At 72.8% G+C, this 2,744-nt stretch carries 2 protein-coding genes; both read left to right on the top strand.

The features are described from left to right. Window positions 1-1,293, top strand: a 1,293-nt coding sequence (locus tag HUU95_RS13490) for a leucyl aminopeptidase family protein (protein ID WP_174280573.1), incomplete at its 5' end; no start/stop codon positions are given. Window positions 1,294-1,512: 219 nt separating this feature from the next. Further along, window positions 1,513-2,709 (top strand): hypothetical protein, encoded by a 1,197-nt coding sequence (locus tag HUU95_RS13485; RefSeq protein WP_254602807.1) that lies wholly within the window; start codon window positions 1,513-1,515, stop codon window positions 2,707-2,709. The last annotated feature ends 35 nt before the right edge of the window (window positions 2,710-2,744 follow it).

Raw genomic sequence — 2,744 nt, 5'->3', positions numbered from 1 at the left:
TGGCTCGCCGCGCAAGCCCCGCGCGTCCGCGCGGCGATCACGGCGCATGGGCTGACCGGCAAGCCCGGCGACCGCGCGATCCTGCCCGGCGACGCGGCGGAGGACTGGTCGGCGCTGCTGGTCTGCGACGAGTCGGCGAGCTCGCCCTGGCGGTACGCGTCGCTGGGCGGCTTCCTGCCCGCCGGAACCTACCGCCTCCCCGATCCCGGCGCAGGGATGCTCGGCTGGCTGCTCGGCCAATACCGGTTCGATCGCTACCGCCAGCAGCTCGATACCGGCGCGCGCGTGCTGCTGACCACCGACCCCGCCGGCGCGGCCGAGGCGCTCGCGCTGGCCACGGCGACCGCGCTGGTGCGCGATCTGGTCAACACCCCCGCCGGCGATGCCGGCCCGGCCGAGCTGGAGGCCGCCGCCGAGGCGCTCGCCAGGCGGCACGGCGCGGCGATGAACGTCACGCGCGGCGATCCGCTCGCCCAAGGCTATCCGATGATCGCCACCGTCGGCCAGGCCGCGACCAGGGAGCGTCACCCGCGCCTGATCGAGCTCGAATGGGGCGATCCCGCCCACCCGCGCGTGGCGCTGGTCGGCAAGGGCGTGACCTTCGACACCGGCGGGCTCGATATCAAGCCGTCGTCAAGCATGCGGCTGATGAAGAAGGACATGGGCGGTGCGGCGCATGTGCTCGCGCTCGCCGGGCTGGTGATGGCGGCGGGGCTGCCGGTACGGCTGCACGTCCTCGTCCCCGCCGTCGAGAACGCGATCGGCGGCGCCGCCTTCCGCCCGGGCGACGTGCTGCGCACCCGCCAGGGGCTGACAGTGGAGAACACCAACACCGACGCGGAAGGCCGGCTGATCCTGGGCGACGCGCTGACCAGGGCGGCGGAGGGCCGGCCCGAGCTGATCCTCGACTACGCGACGCTGACCGGCGCGGCGCGCGTCGCGCTGGGCCCGGACCTGCCGCCGCTGTTCAGCAACGACGACGCGCTCGCCGAGGCGCTGCTCGCCGCCGGCCGCGCCGTCGCCGACCCGCTATGGCGGATGCCGCTGTGGGACGGCTATGACGAGCTGCTCAAGTCCGACATCGCCGATCTGGTCAACGCACCCGACGGCGGCTTCGCCGGCGCGATCACCGCCGCGCTGTTCCTGCGCCGCTTCGTGCCCAAGGAGATCGCCTGGGCGCATCTCGACGTCTTCGCCTGGCGCCCCACGGCCAGGCCGGGCCGGCCCAAGGGCGGCGACGCCTATGGCCTGCGCGCGGCGTTCGCGATGCTCAAGGCGCGTTACAGGCGGTAAGCGCCGCCAAATGTCGTCACCCTGAACTTGTTTCAGGGTCCATGCGCGACAGCTGCCAAACGGGCCGATGCCCGCGAGGATCACCCATCGCGCGTGGATGCTGAAACGAGCTCAGTATGACGAAGAGCAGGGATACCGAGTCTCGACTCCTGGCCGGATCGGCGGCATCCTGACGTCTGTCGGCGTGATGGGGATCGCGCCGATGGAGGGGGCAGGACGATGAACGAGCGGGTGAAGCGCGCGCTGGTGGGGGCGACCGCGCTGGGGATGCTGGCGGGGAGCGGCGGCGCGCAGCTGAGCACACCGCCCAAGGCTCGCTATTACATGGACGTGTCGACCGCCACCGGCCCGTTGACCGGCGGGCTACGCGCGATCCTGAAGGGCGGCGGCGAGAGCCGGTCGCTGACGCTGCGGCTAGGTTCGACGCTCGCGCCCGATGGCGGCGCGGCGCGGGCGGACCATTTCCTGCCGCCCGCCACGCTGCTCGGCGCTTCCGTCCCGCTCGCGACGCCGATCCCGACGCCGTCCGGCCCGTCGGAGCCGAGCACCGGCGGCACCAGCCAGCCCGGCCAGCCGCAACGACCCAAGGGCCGGCTGCTCATCTATTGGGGCTGCGGCGCGCATGCCGGGCCCGGCCAGCCGGTGATCATCGATTTCGGCAAGATCGCGGACGGTCAGATGCCGCCCAACATCTTCTCCACCGTCGTGCCGGTCGACAATCCGCCCAGCGAGGCGACCAGCCGCACCTATGGCTTTTGGCCGGGCCCGCGCGACAAGCATCCGCAGCCCGCCAGCTCGCTGGTCGGCGATCACCGGATCGCGGGCAATTACACGCCGACGATCGGCTTCGCGCTCCAGCAGGACTGGCTCGCGGCGCTGCACGCCAGCGTCGCGGCGCAGCCCGACGGCTCGGGCCTGCTCAGCTGGAACGCGGTGCCGGGCGCCACCGGCTATTATGCCTGGGCGTTCACCGGCGCGGGCAACGGCGACGCGGTGTGTTGGGCATCGTCGACCCGGCGCGAGTTCGGCGGGGCGTTGTGGGACTATGTCGCGCCCACGGTCGTCGCGCGGCTGGTGACGCAGGGCATCGTGCTGCCCCCGTCGGCGACGAGCTGCCAGATCCCGGCGGAGGTCAAGGCAGGCGGCGCGTCGGTGACGCTGGTCAACGCTTTCGGGCCGGAAGCGGACTTTGCCTATCCACCGCGCCCGACCAGTCCCAAGGTCGTCTGGCATCCCGATTGGACGGCCAAGGTCCGCTACAAGTCGACCGCGATGGTGCTGCCCTCGATGGGCGCGATGACGCGCGGCGCCAACGGCCAGCCGGGGGACAAGCCGACGTGCAAGCCCAAGCTGGGCGGCATGCTCGGCGGCATGCTCGGCGGTCGCCGCCCCGGCTCCGGCGACGACTGCCGATGAGCGCGTGGCGCTCCGTCGCGCTCGCTGCCGCGCTG

It is taken from the genome of Sphingomonas bacterium, from assembly GCF_903643065.1.
Taxonomy (GTDB): Bacteria; Pseudomonadota; Alphaproteobacteria; order Sphingomonadales; family Sphingomonadaceae; genus Sphingomonas.
Note: the sequence above shows the minus strand (reverse complement) of the source record. Positions and strands in the feature narration are given on the sequence as shown.